At 64.0% G+C, this 14,034-nt stretch carries 16 protein-coding genes; 5 read left to right on the forward strand and 11 right to left on the reverse strand.

The genetic code is table 11. The features are described from left to right. Positions 1 to 285: 285 nt before the first annotated feature. From rlmB to ACIQLI_RS20950, 6 genes are all read right to left on the reverse strand, one after another. Entirely contained in the window at positions 286 to 1,278 is a 993-nt protein-coding gene (gene rlmB, locus ACIQLI_RS20925; protein ID WP_223941908.1) for a 23S rRNA (guanosine(2251)-2'-O)-methyltransferase RlmB, read from the reverse strand. Positions 1,279 to 1,358: 80 nt separating this feature from the next. Next, positions 1,359 to 2,813 (reverse strand): cysteine--tRNA ligase, encoded by a 1,455-nt coding sequence (gene cysS / locus ACIQLI_RS20930; RefSeq protein WP_400392024.1) that lies wholly within the window; start codon positions 2,811 to 2,813, stop codon positions 1,359 to 1,361. Between the two features lie 35 nt (positions 2,814 to 2,848). Next, positions 2,849 to 3,205 carry a hypothetical protein gene (locus ACIQLI_RS20935; protein WP_400392027.1) on the reverse strand — a complete coding sequence of 119 codons (357 nt, stop codon included), beginning with the start codon at positions 3,203 to 3,205 and terminating at the stop codon, positions 2,849 to 2,851. Further along, on the reverse strand, positions 3,198 to 3,755 hold the full coding sequence (ispF, locus tag ACIQLI_RS20940) for a 2-C-methyl-D-erythritol 2,4-cyclodiphosphate synthase (protein WP_400392030.1): 558 nt from the start codon (positions 3,753 to 3,755) through the stop codon (positions 3,198 to 3,200). The genes ACIQLI_RS20935 and ispF overlap by 8 nt, the downstream gene beginning before the upstream one ends. Beyond that, positions 3,755 to 4,537, reverse strand: coding sequence for a 2-C-methyl-D-erythritol 4-phosphate cytidylyltransferase (gene ispD / locus ACIQLI_RS20945; RefSeq protein ID WP_354232664.1), 783 nt, complete (start codon positions 4,535 to 4,537; stop codon positions 3,755 to 3,757). Before ispD ends, ispF begins: the two co-directional genes overlap by 1 nt. A gap of 66 nt (positions 4,538 to 4,603) precedes the next feature. Next, positions 4,604 to 5,086: a CarD family transcriptional regulator gene (locus ACIQLI_RS20950; RefSeq protein ID WP_011690592.1), complete on the reverse strand. Its 483-nt coding sequence runs from the start codon at positions 5,084 to 5,086 to the stop codon at positions 4,604 to 4,606. Between the two features lie 293 nt (positions 5,087 to 5,379). Here ACIQLI_RS20950 and ACIQLI_RS20955 point away from each other — a divergent pair, with 293 nt between their 5' ends. Further along, positions 5,380 to 5,916, forward strand: a complete 537-nt coding sequence (locus ACIQLI_RS20955) for a hypothetical protein (protein ID WP_354232736.1) — start codon at positions 5,380 to 5,382, stop codon at positions 5,914 to 5,916. 106 nt (positions 5,917 to 6,022) lie between these two features. On the opposite strand, the gene ACIQLI_RS20960 is transcribed toward ACIQLI_RS20955, so the two are convergent. Beyond that, entirely contained in the window at positions 6,023 to 6,703 is a 681-nt protein-coding gene (locus ACIQLI_RS20960; protein ID WP_020608526.1) for a response regulator transcription factor, read from the reverse strand. Next, positions 6,700 to 8,022, reverse strand: coding sequence for a sensor histidine kinase (locus ACIQLI_RS20965; protein ID WP_400392218.1), 1,323 nt, complete (start codon positions 8,020 to 8,022; stop codon positions 6,700 to 6,702). The genes ACIQLI_RS20960 and ACIQLI_RS20965 overlap by 4 nt, the downstream gene beginning before the upstream one ends. Before the next feature lie 199 nt (positions 8,023 to 8,221). Here ACIQLI_RS20965 and phoU point away from each other — a divergent pair, with 199 nt between their 5' ends. Beyond that, complete coding sequence (gene phoU / locus ACIQLI_RS20970; protein WP_026548399.1) at positions 8,222 to 8,875, forward strand: phosphate signaling complex protein PhoU; 654 nt, start codon at positions 8,222 to 8,224, stop codon at positions 8,873 to 8,875. A 77-nt stretch (positions 8,876 to 8,952) separates the two neighbouring features. On the opposite strand, the gene ACIQLI_RS20975 is transcribed toward phoU, so the two are convergent. Then, on the reverse strand, positions 8,953 to 9,699 hold the full coding sequence (locus tag ACIQLI_RS20975) for a phosphoglyceromutase (protein WP_089597194.1): 747 nt from the start codon (positions 9,697 to 9,699) through the stop codon (positions 8,953 to 8,955). Positions 9,700 to 9,769: 70 nt separating this feature from the next. Here ACIQLI_RS20975 and ACIQLI_RS20980 point away from each other — a divergent pair, with 70 nt between their 5' ends. After that, positions 9,770 to 10,591, forward strand: coding sequence for a class I SAM-dependent methyltransferase (locus ACIQLI_RS20980; protein WP_400392033.1), 822 nt, complete (start codon positions 9,770 to 9,772; stop codon positions 10,589 to 10,591). 16 nt (positions 10,592 to 10,607) lie between these two features. Here ACIQLI_RS20980 and ACIQLI_RS20985 read toward each other — a convergent pair whose 3' ends face one another. Together ACIQLI_RS20985 and ACIQLI_RS20990 are read right to left on the reverse strand one after the other, a co-directional pair. Further along, a complete protein-coding gene (locus ACIQLI_RS20985) occupies positions 10,608 to 10,949 on the reverse strand; it encodes a DUF2516 family protein (protein ID WP_354232666.1) in 342 nt (113 codons plus the stop codon). 10 nt (positions 10,950 to 10,959) lie between these two features. Continuing rightward, the gene (locus tag ACIQLI_RS20990) at positions 10,960 to 12,144 is read right to left on the reverse strand and encodes a trans-sulfuration enzyme family protein (RefSeq protein WP_400392036.1); all 1,185 of its coding nucleotides are present in this window, start codon (positions 12,142 to 12,144) and stop codon (positions 10,960 to 10,962) included. Between the two features lie 82 nt (positions 12,145 to 12,226). On the opposite strand from ACIQLI_RS20990, the gene tmk reads away from it, so the two are divergent. Both tmk and ACIQLI_RS21000 read left to right on the forward strand, forming a co-directional pair. Continuing rightward, positions 12,227 to 12,886 (forward strand): dTMP kinase, encoded by a 660-nt coding sequence (tmk, locus tag ACIQLI_RS20995; protein WP_400392039.1) that lies wholly within the window; start codon positions 12,227 to 12,229, stop codon positions 12,884 to 12,886. Further along, entirely contained in the window at positions 12,883 to 14,034 is a 1,152-nt protein-coding gene (locus ACIQLI_RS21000) for a DNA polymerase III subunit delta' (RefSeq protein WP_400392042.1), read from the forward strand. The genes tmk and ACIQLI_RS21000 overlap by 4 nt, the downstream gene beginning before the upstream one ends.

Below are 14,034 nucleotides of genomic sequence, written 5' to 3' on the forward strand. Positions count from 1 at the left end.
GTGAAGGAAAGCACGTGGGATACCCGCTTCACAGGGATCGAGAAACTCAAGGGATCGTCACGCCCGGCCTGAGCAACGGGGCCAGGTGTCGTGGCAGTCCGCCCCCTTAACCCGTGGGACATGAGCGAGCGTTCGACTCAAACCCTAGGGACATGAGCGAGCGTTCGACTCCGCCAACGGCACTTCAGCGCACAAAAGGCGCCGCAAGGGCCATCCGGAAGCGTGCGTCCAAGCGAGGAACGAGCGAGCACGCGGAGGATGGCGCTTGCGGCGCCTCCTTGAGGACTACTTAGCGGCGCGCTGCCGCGACACTTCGTAGAGCGAGATCCCGACGGCCATGGATGCGTTGAGCGACTCCATGGCAGAGTCGATCGGGATGGAGACGATCTGGTCGCAGTTTTCGCGGACGAGCCGGCTGAGGCCCTTGCCTTCTGAGCCGACCACGATGCAGACAGGCTCGGTGGCAACGGTGAGGTCGGGCAGCGAGACGTCGCCGTCGCCGTCCAGGCCCAGGACGTAGATGCCCATGTTCTTGAACTGCTTCAGCGCGTTGTTGAGGTTCGACGCGCGGGCCACAGGTACGCGGACAGCGGCACCGGCGCTGGTCTTCCACGCGGACGCGGTGACGCCCACGGAGCGACGCTCGGGAACGATCACGCCGTGGCCACTGAACGCGGACACGGAGCGGATGATCGCACCGAGGTTACGGGGATCGGTGATGCCGTCCAGTGCTACGAAGATGGGGGCGTTGGAGATGTGCCCCTTCTTCCACTTGGCCAGGGTTGTCTCGGCGAGGTCGTAGGCGTCCTCGTACTCGTACGGCGGGATCTGCAGGACGAGGCCCTGGTGGACAGCGTCCTCGGTCATGCGGTCCAGCTCAACCTTGCCGGTTTCGAGCAAGGGGATGCCACGCTCGGCCGCGAGTTTGAGGGATTCCTTGACGCGGTCGTCCATCTCGATGCGGATGGCGACGTGCAGCGCCTTGGCCGGGATGCCGGCGCGGAGGGCTTCGACAACCGAGTTACGGCCAGTGACCAATTCTTCGGTTGCACGGCCCTTGGGACCGGAGCGCGCGCCTGCGCCACCCTGACGGGTGCCAGGTCCGCGCTTGGCAGCTGAGCGTTCTGCCAGCTGCTTGTTCTTGTAAGCCTTGTGGTAGGTGCGTTCCTCCGCCTTGGGCGTGGGACCCTTGCCCTCCAGGGCCTTGCGGCCGTGGCCACCGGTTCCGGTGGTGGGGCCCTTCTTCTGCTTGACCGACCGGCGACCATTGTTGGCCATGAGATTCCATCCTTGATTTTGTGAGTAAGTCTGGAATCAAGTCTACTGACCCGATGCAATTCGGCCGCCGCACGGGTTTGTCAGTCGCGTTTAAGGCTCCAGGTGGCCCCGTCCGCACCATCTTCGACGACGACGCCCGCGGCGGCCAGGGTGTCGCGGATCGCGTCGGATGCGGCCCAGTCCTTGTTGGCCCTGGCGGCTGCCCGGGCCGCGAGTTGAGCGTCGATCAGTACTTCCAGTGCGGCGTGCTCGCGTCCCTGCACAGCTTCCGGACGCTTGACCGCATCCAGGCCCAAAACTTCGGTCATGGAGAGCACGCTGTAGAGGGTAGCCTTGGCGGCGTCGAGGTCGCCGGATGCCAGCGCGGTGTTGCCCGCGCGGACGGTCTCGTGGAGAACACCCAGCGCCTGCGGAACATTGAGGTCGTCGTCCATGGCGGCAATGAAAGCAGCCGGCATGTTGGCCTGCGGTGCCACCTCAGAGGCGGAGCCGCTGATCCTGGCCGACGCTTTGGCAATGAAACCGTCAATACGCTCGACGGCGGCCGCGGCCTCCTGCAGTGAGGTGGGGCGGTAATCCAGGATGGAGCGATAGTGCGCCTGGCCCAGGTAGTACCGGACCACGCGGGGCGATGCGAGCTCCAGCATTTCGGCCGGGCTCACCGTGTTGCCGATGGACTTGGACATCTTCTCGCCCTCGAAGGTGACCATGCCGTTGTGCATCCAGAAGTTGGCGAACTCGTCTCCGGCAGCCTGGGACTGGGCCATCTCGTTCTCGTGGTGCGGGAAGCGAAGATCCAGTCCCCCACCGTGGATGTCGAAGCGCGGGCCAAGGTATTTGGTGACCATGGCAGAGCATTCGAGGTGCCAGCCGGGACGTCCGGCACCCCACGGGGAGTCCCACTTGGCGGTAACGGGCTCGCCGTCTTTGAAACCCTTCCACAGCGCGAAGTCCCTCGGGTCGCGCTTGCCGCGGGGGTCGGCGTCGGGGGCCCCCTGCATGTCATCAATATTCTGCCGCGTCAGCGAGCCGTACTTGCTCCAGGAGCGGACGTCGAAGTACACGTCGCCGGAATCGTCCAGCGCGGGGTACGCGTGGCCGCGGTCGATGAGGCGCTGGATGAGCGCGTGCATTTCCGGGATGTGGCCGGTGGCGCGTGGCTCGTAGGTTGGCCGCTGGACTCCCAGGGAGTCATAGGCGTCCTCAAAATCCTGCTCGTAGCGGTAGGCCAACGCCCACCATTCTTCTGCTTGGCGCGCGCTGGGTTCGGCGTCCCAGTCCGGCCCAAAGGACTGGGCGGACTTGGCAAGGATTTTGTCGTCAATGTCGGTGACGTTGCGCACCACGGTGACGCGGAGGCCGCGGAATTCAAGCCAGCGGGTCAGTTGGTCGAAGGCGATGGCCGACCTGACGTGGCCCACGTGCGGCATTCCCTGGACAGTGGCCCCGCAGTAGTAGACGCTGGCCTTGCCGTCTTCGAGGGGAACGAAGTCGCGGACTTCGGCGGAGGCGGTGTCATAGAAGCGCAGGGTCACCGCTCCAGATTAGCCGATGACGCGCCATGACCTGCCTACTTGCAGTATTCGCCGATCTTATTGAATTGGACCGTGAGCTTCTCCTGCTGGTCCTTGGTTGCTGCGCCGAGCGATGAAGCCGCCGCTTCATCCATGATCGCCGCCATGTCCTTGATCGGATTGCCGATCTCCGGAGCCAGCTTGCCAGCGATCTCGTGGTAGTGCGCGGCGATCTGTTTGGACTGCTGCTGTTGGTTGCCATCGGGCTTGAAGGTGTCGTTGTTCAGGAATTCGCAGCTGGCCGCCACGTCCATCTTCGATGTCCCGGCACAACCGCCCAGCAGGAGCGCAGCGGCGAGCCCTACGGAAAGCATCACCGCGGAACGCACGACGCCGGCGCCCGGCTTAACCATGCGGCGCACCTTTCGCGGGACCCGGCTCCGTTGCGGTGGCTTGGTGGGCGGGCATCGGGTACACGAGGGCGGTGGCAACAGCGGAAATACCTTCGCCCCGGCCGGTGAAGCCGAGACCGTCGCTGGTAGTGGCCGTGACGCTGACCGGAGCGCCCGCGGCCTCGGTCAGGACCCTCTGGGATTCTTCCCGGCGGGGGCCGAACTTGGGCCGGTTGGCCACGAACTGCACAGCGACATTGCCGATTTCGAAGCCGGCTGCCCGGACAATTCGGGCGGCTTCGCCGAGGAGTTTGACCCCTGGGGCTCCGGCGAACTCCGGTCGGTCCGTACCGAAGTGCGTGCCGAGATCTCCGATCCCGCAGGCGGAGAAGAGCGCGTCGGCTGCCGCGTGGGCCACACAATCGCCGTCCGAATGACCCGAGAGTCCTTGCTCGCCTTCCCAGAAGAGCCCGCCCAACCAGAGCGGCTGGGGATCGTCGTCGGGGGCGAACGCGTGTACGTCGATGCCAATGCCGGTGCGGGGCAGGATCACGTCCTGGCTCAACGTCATCAGCCCTCCACCCAGCGAATCCCCAGCGGACCTTCCAGGAGGCCTTCAGCGATGATGAGGTCCAGCGGAGTGGTGATCTTGAGGGACTGGCTGGCCCCGCGGACGGAGTGGACCGGCACGCCCAGCAGCTCCACCAGCATGGCGTCGTCCGTCACGGCAGCGGCTTGCTTGTCGTCAAAAAGTCCAGCAGCCTCGTGGGCGCGGCGCAGCGTGGCCAGCTCGAAGCCCTGCGGCGTTTGCACGGCCCTGAGGTATTCGCGCGGCGCCGTTCCCGTGACCACCTCCGGCGCAATGGACGAGTCCGTGCCCGTGGTCCCGGCGACGGTCTTGATGGTGTCCACCACCGGCATGGCCGGAATGACGGCTTTCGCACCGGAGGCCAGGGCATCGGCAACGCGCTGGAAGACGCGCTCCGGGGCCAAGGCCCGGGCAGCATCGTGCACAAGGACGAATTCCGTACCGTCTTCCAAAGCAGCCAGAGCGGCCCGGACGGAATCCGCACGGGATGATCCGCCGTCGACCACTGAGAGTTCCGGGCCGCCATCCACCAGGTCAATGGTGAAATCGGCGATCAGCTCGCGGAGCTCTGTGTCGCCTTGCGGAACTGCGATGCAGATCTGGCGCGCGACGTCCGCCGCGACCACCCCACGGAGGGCATGCATCAGGATGGCTTCGCCGCCCAGCGGAACTTGGGCTTTGGGCATGCCGTAGCCGAGGCGCTCACCGGAACCTGCGGCAACCACGATCACGGCCGTAACGGCGCGCTTGGAAGGATTACTCATGGTCACCAGAGTACTTTGTGGCAAAAAGAAACCCGGCGGCGCTTTCGCACCACCGGGGCTCAATTCTTAGGAAGCCAAGACCTCGTCAAGAACGCTTGCAGCCTTCTCTTCGTCCGTCTTCTCAGCCAGGGCCAGTTCTGAAATCAGAATCTGCCGCGCCTTGGCCAGCATCCGCTTCTCGCCTGCGGAAAGGCCGCGATCGTGATCACGACGCCAAAGATCGCGAACGACCTCCGCCACCTTGATGACATCGCCCGAAGCAAGCTTCTCCAGGTTCGCCTTGTAACGACGTGACCAGTTGGTAGGCTCTTCAGTGAACTCGGCGCGGAGAACGTCAAATACGTGCTCCAAGCCTTCTTTGCCCACTACGTCCCGGACCCCAACAAGGTCAACGTTCTCTGCTGGAACTTCAATGGTCAGATCACCCTGAGCCACCTTGAGCTTGAGATACATCTTCTCTTCGCCCTTGATGGTGCGCATCTTGATTTCCTCAATTTTTGCTGCACCGTGGTGAGGGTAAACTACTGTCTCGCCGACCTCAAAAACCATGTGGACTTTCCCCTTTCCCGCAGATTAGTCTATCACGATTAAGGCATACGACTGGCACCCGGAAGGCTGTTCTACCGCGCCAATACAGGGAAAAAGGCCTTAAACGACTTCCTCCAAGGTCTTGACGTAATCCGGGAAAGATGCTTCGAGCAAGCAACGTGCGACCAAGATCTCCTCCGGCGCCGGCGCCACAATGGCCTCCCGAATCCTTATTTTGGCGGGTTTGCCGATAGGCTATGGCTGAAAAGTGTTCCAATGACTCTTGAGGAGTAGGTGTCGTGCGCAATACTGCGATGAACCCTGTCCAGCGCGGCAAGCTGGCAATTGCGGCGGCTGCAATCGGCGTCGGTCTTCTGTCCGTCACCGGCTGCGGATTCGTCAACGCCCAGCAGACTACCCACCAGTACTCGGCATCGGACGGGATCAAAGCTGATCTCGGTCAGTTGCAGTTGCGCAACATCCTGATTGTTGCCTCCGGTGAGAACGAGCCGGGCCGCGTAATCGGCGCCGTCTTCAACCAGTCCGGCACTGATGCGACGCTCACCGTCAGCGGCGCGAACGGCGCCCAGACGGAGATCCCGGTCAAGGCCAACTCGGAGACGTTGTTGAACGACACCACGGACGCCGCCATCCTGAGCACCGCAGGCGTGATCCCCGGCGGGCTGACTCCGGTCACCATCCGCAGCGGGTCGGACTCCGCCACGATCAACGTTCCGGTGGTCGACGGCACGCTGGCTGAGTACACCAAGTACCTGCCCACCACGCCTACTCCCACGGCAACGCCGACGTCGACGTCGACGTCCACCGAATCCGCAGCAGCCGGCCACTAGCAGGCAGCTCGCGGCAAGCCAGACAACAAAGGAAGGGTCCCGCTTCGGCGGGACCCTTCCTTTTACTGTTACTGCTGTTATTACCCCTGTTGTTGCAGCGAAATCTTTACGGCTCGAACTTGTAACCGAGTCCACGCACCGTCACCAGGTAGCGGGGTGCAGAGGGATCGGGCTCGATCTTGCTGCGGAGGCGTTTCACGTGAACGTCCAGCGTCTTGGTGTCGCCAACGTAATCCGAACCCCACACACGATCAATCAACTGGCCGCGCGTCAGCACCCGCCCCGAGTTGCGGAGCAGCATCTCCAACAGTTCGAACTCCTTCAACGGCAGTGATACCTGTTCGCCGTTGACGCTGACCACGTGCCGTTCAATGTCCATGCGGACAGGACCAGCCTGCACGGTGGATGTGATGAGCTCCTCCGGCTCGCCCTGCCGGCGCAGGACTGCACGGACACGGGCCACCAGTTCACGCGAGGAGTAGGGCTTGGTGACGTAGTCGTCGGCGCCGAGTTCCAAGCCAACCACCTTGTCGATCTCCGAGTCCTTGGCCGTGAGCATGATGACGGGCACGCTTGAACGCTGGCGCAACTGACGGCATACCTCCGTTCCCGGAGTTCCTGGCAGTTGCAGGTCCAGAAGGACCAGGTCCGCACCGTTCCGGTCGAACTCCACCAGGGCATCGCTGCCGTTGTCCACTACCTCGACGTCAAAGCCCTCTTTGCCCAGGAGATAGGACAGAGGGTCGCTGAAGGACTCTTCGTCCTCCACAATCAAAATCCGGCTCAAGCGCTGGCTCCTTGCTCTTGGGCGCCGCTGGCGCCCCCTTGTTGACCCGCGATCCGGGGTTTACCCCCGACAGGGGTTTGTTGAATCGCATTGTTGGCTTGGTGAACCGCCTGGCGGGGTTCGACGGCGGCAGCAGGCACCTTACGTTCCCCGGACGCGTCCCCTGCAGCAGCGGGAGCCGGAAGGGCGTCGTCGTCGTCCTGGCCTTCCATCTCCGGCAGGCGGATGGTGAACGTGGACCCCTGGCCGGGCTGGGACCAGACGGTCACCTCGCCGCCGTGGTTCGAGACCACGTGCTTGACGATGCTCAGGCCAAGACCAGTGCCGCCTGTGTGCCGTGAACGCGCGGCGTCGACGCGGTAGAAGCGCTCAAAAACGCGTTCCTGATCCTCAGGTGTCAGACCCTCGCCCTGGTCCGTCACGGAGATGGCGACGACGCCTTCCCGGGTTCGGATGCCCACTCCCACCCGGGTGTTTTCGGGTGAGTAGCGGATGGCGTTGTCGATCAGGTTGCGCAGCGCAGTCACCAGCAGGTCGCGGTCGCCGAAGACCAGTGAATCTGAATGGCCACCCACCACAATCTGGATGTTCTTGCTCTCCGCCGGCAGCTGCGAGCGGTCCACTGCCTCGGTGATCACGGTGTTGATGTCCACCGCGTGCCCTTGCTGGGCGACGTTGGCACCCTGCAGGCGGGAAAGTTCAATAATGTCCTGCACCAGTGCTGCGAGCCGGCCGGATTCCTTGTGCATGCGCTTGGCGAAGCGGCGTACGGCTTCCTCATCATCCGGCGATGCTTCCAGAGCTTCAGCCAGGAGGGAGATCGCACCGACGGGAGTCTTGAGCTCGTGGGATACGTTGGCCACGAAGTCGTTGCGGATCTCTTCGGTACGGGTGATTTCCGTGCGGTCGTCCGCGAGGAGCACGATGTATTCCTGGCCCAGCATGGCCGCCCGAACCTGCACCACGATGGTTCCCTTGCCCAAAGGACCACGGGGAAGCTCGTACTGCTCCTCCAGGATCACGCCGTCGCGGCGGACCTTTGCAGTCATGTCCAGGAGCTGCTTGTGTACCACCGTGTGACCGCGGACCAGGCCGTAGGCATACGCAGCGGGACTCGCGCGCACCACGCCGTCGATCACGTCCACCACAACAAACGCACGCCCGACGACGGCAAGCACCTCCGCGGCTCCGTCAGGAAGGCGGGGCTCAGTAACGTCCAGGTCCACGATGCTCCGCTGCCGCTCACTGATCCTGAATGCGAGCATGCCAAAGACGCCCAACGACAGGCCAACGAGGCCGGCGACGACACCTATGAGCAATGGATCCACGGCTCCAGCTTATGCTGTGGAAAGACGGACAAGCAGTGATCCGGCGCCAAACGCGGACGGTTCAACTAACGTTCACCTAAAGGTGCCGAACAGTTCACTGGGTCCTGACACAGTTACTGGTTGGACTGCCAATGGTTTTGAAGTCCGGCCCGCTTCAAGGGAACCGGATTTCCAAAGAAAGGACGCCTTAGTGCGCAAGGTTTTTCAGGAGGAGCTCACCCAGGTAGGTGACGACCTCATCGAGATCTCCAAGCTGGTTCACGAAGCAATCACGAAGGCCACAACGTCCTTCGAAGGCGCCGACGTGGATCTGGCCCAGGACGTCATCGCGGCGGATGCACGGATCGATTTCCTGCAGAACAGCCTCGACGAGCGCGCCATCGACATCCTTGCCCTGCAGGGCCCCGTGGCCAGCGACCTCCGCATGATCGTGGGTTCGCTGCGCATGAGTGCGTCGCTGGAACGCATGGGCGACCTCGCCCGGCACGTAGCCCAGCTGGCGCGCCTGCGCTACCCGGCCACCGTGATCCCCGCTTCGCTGACCCAGACCTTCAAGGCCATGGCGCAGCACGACATCGAAATCACCGCCAAAGTCATCGAGCTCCTTGAGACCCGCGACCTCGAGGTAGCCCGCGACATCCTCAAGATCAACATCGCCGTAGACGACCTTCACCTCAGCGTCTTCAAGGCCATCGCCGCCCCTGAGTGGAGCGAGAGCCCGTCCACCACCGTGGACGTCGCCTTGGCCAGCCGCTACTTCGAACGCTTCGCTGATCACGGCGTCTCCGTTGCCCGCAAGGTCACCTACCTGGTGACGGGCGAATGGCAGCCTGAAGGCTTCTAGCCCTCTTCATACCGTAGAAACAACGACGGCGGCCGGTCACCTCAGGTGACCGGCCGCCGTCGTGTACTGCTCAAGCGCTACTTTTTGCCCTGGTTGGCTACCGCGAGGATGGCCTGGGCTGCGGCGTCGGGGTCCAGGTAGGTTCCGCCGGGGTTGATGGGCTGGAAGTCCTCATCCAGTTCGTAGACCAGCGGGATGCCCGTGGGGATGTTCAAGCCGGCGATGGCGTCGTCGCTGATGCCGTCCAGGTGCTTGACGAGGGCGCGCAGGGAGTTGCCATGGGCGGTGACCAGAACGGTCTTGCCTGCCTTGAGGTCTTCCTTGATGTCCGATTCCCAGTAAGGGAGCAGACGTACCAGGACGTCCTTGAGGCACTCGGTGCGCGGCAGTGCGTCACCAAGATCCTTGTAGCGGACATCGTGTGCCTGGGAGAATTCGCTGTCGTCGGACAGGGGCGGCGGCGGGGTGTCGTAGCTGCGGCGCCATTCCATGAACTGCTCTTCACCGAACTCGGCCAGGGTCTGGGCCTTGTCCTTGCCCTGCAACGCGCCGTAGTGGCGTTCGTTCAGGCGCCAGTCGCGCTTGACCGGGATCCAGCCGCGGTTGGCTTTATCCAGTGCCATGTTGGCGGTGTTGATGGCACGCTTCAGGAGCGAGGTATAGAGGACGTCCGGCAGGATGTCGTTCTCCACCAGGAGCTCTCCACCGCGGACTGCTTCTTCGCGGCCTTGATCGTTCAGGTCTACGTCCACCCAACCGGTGAACAGGTTCTTGGCGTTCCAGTCGCTGTGGCCATGGCGCAGCAGAATCAGCTTGTAAGTCATGGTTTTCATCCTAGCCGAGCGGTTCCATTGCCTGCCCGGCATTACGTCCGCGCGAGATAAAGTGGGGGCCGTGGTGCAAAAAGCGGAACGGGTGGGCTCTCCCCGCAGTCGGGGCGGAAAGCCTGTTGGCAACATCACCCGCGGCACCACGAATCCCAACCGCATGCGCCGTTTGGACCGTTGGCTTGCCGGGCCGCAGGCATGGCGGCTGCGCGCCGCCGTCGAGCCCCTGGTGGTGGACCTGGGATATGGCGCTTCGCCGGCCACCGCCGTCGAACTTTTTGAACGTCTTCAGGCCGTACGGCCTGACGTGCGCGTCTGCGGGATCGAGATCGAGCCGGAGCGCGTCAGGACCGCCAAAGCATTGGAGCGGCCCGGCCTGAGCTTCCACGTTGGGGGCTTCGAGATTCCCGTGCCCGGAAATCCGGTGTTGGTCCGCGCCTTCAATGTGCTGCGCCAATATGAGGAAGCCGACGTTGCCGGGATTTGGCGGCTGGTGCAGTCGCGGCTGGCGCCGGGTGGCCTGTTCATTGACGGCACGTGTGATGAGATCGGCCGCCGGGTGACGTGGGTGGCCTTGGATTCCGAGCGCGCGTTGAGCCTCAGTTTTTCGGTACGGTTCGGCAGTTTCGAGCTGCCGTCGGAGATCGCTGAGCGGCTGCCAAAAGCCCTGATTCACCGGAACATTCCCGGCGAACCGGTTCACGCCTTCCTGCAGGCGATGGACAAAGCCTGGCTGGAGGCGGCACCTCTGGCGTCGTTCGGAAACCGGCAGCGGTGGACAGGCATGTGCCATTCACTGCGCGACGCCGGATGGCCGCTTCAGGACGGACCGGCGCGGTGGCGCCTCGGTGAAGTGACAGTGGCGTGGGACGCGGTGGCGCCCCGGTAACGCTTTCCGGAAGTACTTACCAGGGACCGTAAGGGCCAACGTTGCGGTTGCCGCCGCTGCCGGCCTCGCGCAGGGCAGGACGGACATCGGCCAGGTACACGCAGGCCGCGGTGACGGCAGCGATGCCGAAGAGGCCCAAGCCGCTTCCGCCGGTGAAGACCGTCAGGGCGCCAATGGCGAAAGCAATGCCGGTGAGCGCGGTCCAGAACGTCTTGGTCCGCTTGGAAGCGGCAACGAAGAGCGTCGGGCGGTGGCGCAGGCAGTCCGCAAAGGCCCACACTTCCAGGGCAAGGGCCACCAGGCCAAGGATCAAGTAGACCCCGCTGGTGACAAAGGCAATCAAGAGTTTTCCGTCCACGCCCTTTAGCCTAGCCGTCCAGCGACTTCAGCGCTTGCTCAAGATCGGACCAAAGATCTTCCACGTTTTCGATTCCGACGCTCAAGCGGACCAGGTTCTCCGGAACGCTGAGCGGCTCGGCTGTGTGCCGGCGTCGGCGTTCAATCAGTGACTCGACGCCCCCCAGGGACGTTGCGGGCAGCCAGAGCTGCAGCGCGCGGACCAACTCATCGGCTGCGTCGGCACCGCTGCGGTGTTCGTCTCCGGCGATCTGGATGCACAGGATGGAGCCGAAGCCCTTCATCTGTACCTTGGCGCGCCCGTGTCCGGGATCGGTGGGCAGGCCCGGGTAGCGGATCGTTTCCACCCGGGGGTGGCTGCTGAGGCGTTCGGCGAGGGTTGCCGCGGACGCCTGCGAGCGCTCAATCCGCAGCGCCAGCGTTCGGAGCCCGCGCAACGCCAGCCAGGCTTCGAACGGGCCGGCGATTCCACCATGGATGATGCGGTGGTGCAGCAGCGTGGCACGCAGCTCCGGGTTGGAGGTCACCAGGGCGCCAAGGACTACGTCTGAATGCCCGGCCAGGTATTTGGTCACCGAGTGAAGTACGACGTCGGAACCCAGGCTGAGCGGTTGCTGCACCAGCGGCGTAGAGAAAGTATTGTCCGTGACCACGATTGCGCCCGCTGCGTGCGCGGCATCGGTCAGTGCCCGGATGTCGGCGATGCCGAGCATAGGGTTGGTGGGGCTTTCCAACCAGAGGAGATCGGCCTTCTTGCCGTTGTCCGGGCTGATGAGGGCCTTCACGGCATCCGTATCCGTGATGTCCACCGTGCGCAGTTCCAGGAAACCCTTCTCTGCCAACTCCGTGGCCATGACCAGGGACCCCGCGTAGCTGTGGGATGGCATGACAACGACACCGCCTGCAGGTACCAGGGAGAGTGCGGAACTGACGGCCGCCAGACCGGAGGCGTACAGCAGGCCCGGGAGGGTGGCGCCTTCCAACTTGGCGAGGGCGTCCTCGAAAGGGTCCCACGTGGGGTTGGCGTACCGTCCGTAGCCGCGGTCTCCGTCGCCCAATGAACCTGTGCCGAAGTATGTGGAGGACAGGACGATCGGCGGATTCACCGGCTCATCGTGGGCCCGTTCGGGGCGGCCGGCAGCAACTACAACGGTTTCCGGAGACAAATCGGCGGCGTGCTGATCGGAAAGGCTCATGGTTTCAGCCTAGTGGCGGGCGAGGCTGTGGATGAAAGGCGTTACGCGACTTGATGTCAGTGAAGCTCGGTAGGCTAGACGCGTGAGTATTCAGAGCCCAGGTCTATTTATCGCCTTCGAAGGCGGGGACGGAGCGGGCAAGTCCACGCAGGCCGCCCGGCTCGCTGACGCCCTTCAGTCGCGGGGACTTTCCGTGCTGCGCACACGGGAACCCGGTGGCACCCCCATTGGCGAGAAATTGCGCTCCCTGGTTCTGGACCATGGGCACGGCACGATCGATGCCCGCACGGAAGCCCTCATGTTTGCTGCGGCCCGCGCCGCCCATGCGAGCCAGGTGATCCGCCCCGCCTTGGCTGAGGGAACGGTGGTCATCACTGACCGCTACATCGACTCGTCGGTGGCCTACCAGGGTGCCGGACGCGGTTTGGGTGCCGAGGGCGTCTTGACGCTTAACCAATGGGCTACCCATGGTCTGCGCCCGGACCTGACCGTACTGCTCGACGTCGACCCCTCAGATGGCCGCCGCCGGCGGACTGCCGGGGACGCCGCGGAGGACAGGCTGGAGTCCGAGCCTGATGCGTTCCACTCCGCCATCCGCCAGGCTTTCCTGGAACTCGCCGAGGCCACGCCGTCGAGCTACCTGGTCCTGCCGGCCAATTCCGACATGGAGACCCTCGCCGCCCAGATTTTGGAGCGGGTGGAGTCTTTGCTGGGCGACCGCGTTCCGGGCGACCGTCCGTGAGTGTCTGGGACGACCTCCAAGGGCAGGCACCCGTTGTAGCGCAATTGAAGCAGGCGGCGCAGGGTGAAACCGGGCTGACCCATGCCTGGCTGTTCACCGGCCCGCCGGGATCCGGCCGTTCCAATGCGGCCAAGGCCTTCGCGGCTGCGCTGAACTGCGAGCAGGATGACGTCGCCCTTCGCGGTTGCGGCGAATGCGCGGCCTGCCACACGATTCTCGGAGAGACGCACTCCGATGTGACCTTCGTGCGGACCGAGAAAGTCACCATCACCATTGACGAGGCCCGTGCACTGGTGTCCAAAGCGGGCGACAGGCCGGCGACTGGCCGGTGGCGGATCATCGTGGTGGAGGACGCAGACCGCATGGCCGAGCGGACCACCAACGTGCTGTTGAAGGCGATCGAGGAACCGACGCCCCGCACCATCTGGATGTTGTGCGCCCCCTCCCCCGCCGACGTCCTGGTCACCATCCGTTCCCGGTGCCGTCCTGTGAGTCTTCGGCTCCCGCCGGCATCCGACGTCGCCGATCTCCTGGTGAGGCGCGACGGCGTCGAGCGCCAACTCGCTGACCGCGCCGCACGCGCTGCGCAGAGCCACATTGGTATTGCCCGACGGCTGGCACGCGATGCCGATGCCAGGCAACGCCGCCTGGATACCGTACGGATCCCCCTTGGCCTTCGCGGCGTCACTGCTGCGGTGATGATGGCCGAAAAGCTGGTGAGAATCGCCACTGAAGAAGCCAACAGCTCCAATGACGAGCGCGATGCAGCGGAGAAGATTGCCCTGTTGGCGAGCCTCGGCGCCCCCGAGTCCGGCACGTTGCCGCCCTCCATGCGCAGCCAGGTCAAACAACTTGAGGACGACCAGAAAAGGCGGGCCAAGCGGTCCATCACCGATTCCCTGGACCGTACCTTGACAGATCTGTTGTCCTTCTACAGGGACGTGCTGATCATCCAGTTGGGGAACGCTGTGGAACTGGTCAACGTTGAGCTCAAGAGCGAACTGGAAGACTACGCCGGCAGTTCAACACCGGAAACCACCCTGGCCCGGATGGACGCCATCAACAAAGCCCGTGTCCGAATCACCACCACCAACGTGGCTCCCCTGTTGGCGGTCGAGTCCATGGCCACGAGCCTCATCCAGCAATAG

This window comes from Paenarthrobacter sp. NPDC091669, assembly GCF_044756725.1.
Classification (GTDB): Bacteria; Actinomycetota; Actinomycetes; order Actinomycetales; family Micrococcaceae; genus Arthrobacter; species Arthrobacter bambusae_C.

Excerpts from the sequence above, each read along its gene's own strand:
- rlmB (WP_223941908.1), bottom strand. The coding sequence starts at position 1,278 with ATGGCCAACAATGGTCGCCGGTCGGTCAAGCAGAAGAAGGGCCCCACC.
- ACIQLI_RS20975 (WP_089597194.1), bottom strand. The coding sequence starts at position 9,699 with ATGACTTACAAGCTGATTCTGCTGCGCCATGGCCACAGCGACTGGAAC.
- ACIQLI_RS20990 (WP_400392036.1), bottom strand. The coding sequence starts at position 12,144 with ATGAGCCTTTCCGATCAGCACGCCGCCGATTTGTCTCCGGAAACCGTT.
- ACIQLI_RS20935 (WP_400392027.1), bottom strand. The coding sequence starts at position 3,205 with ATGGTTAAGCCGGGCGCCGGCGTCGTGCGTTCCGCGGTGATGCTTTCC.
- ACIQLI_RS20950 (WP_011690592.1), bottom strand. The coding sequence starts at position 5,086 with ATGGTTTTTGAGGTCGGCGAGACAGTAGTTTACCCTCACCACGGTGCA.
- ispD (WP_354232664.1), bottom strand. The coding sequence starts at position 4,537 with ATGAGTAATCCTTCCAAGCGCGCCGTTACGGCCGTGATCGTGGTTGCC.
- ispF (WP_400392030.1), bottom strand. The coding sequence starts at position 3,755 with ATGACGTTGAGCCAGGACGTGATCCTGCCCCGCACCGGCATTGGCATC.
- ACIQLI_RS20955 (WP_354232736.1), top strand. The coding sequence starts at position 5,380 with ATGAACCCTGTCCAGCGCGGCAAGCTGGCAATTGCGGCGGCTGCAATC.